The organism is Salmonella sp. SAL4457 (genome assembly GCF_046548235.1).
GTDB classification, from domain to species: Bacteria; Pseudomonadota; Gammaproteobacteria; order Enterobacterales; family Enterobacteriaceae; genus Salmonella; species Salmonella enterica.
In genome coordinates this window covers 1-235 of record NZ_JBGDZO010001341.1, presented here as the reverse complement: position 1 = coordinate 235, position 235 = coordinate 1, and the positions used below count along the sequence as shown (strand labels likewise).

General features: G+C 61.7%; 1 pseudogene. It reads left to right on the top strand.

The window, feature by feature from the left end:
- Positions 1-92: 92 nt before the first annotated feature.
- Positions 93-235 (top strand): annotated as a pseudogene (locus ACLJNW_RS28550) (DNA-binding response regulator); the annotation flags it as partial.

Genomic DNA, 235 nt, shown 5'->3' with positions numbered 1-235 from the left:
CCGGATACAGTGCAATACAAACCCCGGCAGGCAAGCGCCGCGGGCGCGGATACACTGCTTGCAAGCACACCAACCGCCACGGGAGCCAGGCAATGGAGCATGTCGATCACATCCTGATCGTCGACGATGACCGCGAGATTCGCGAGCTGGTAGGCAACTACCTGAAGAAGAACGGCCTGCGCACCACCATCGTCGCCGATGGCCGGCAGATGCGCGCGTTCCTAGAAGCCAACAC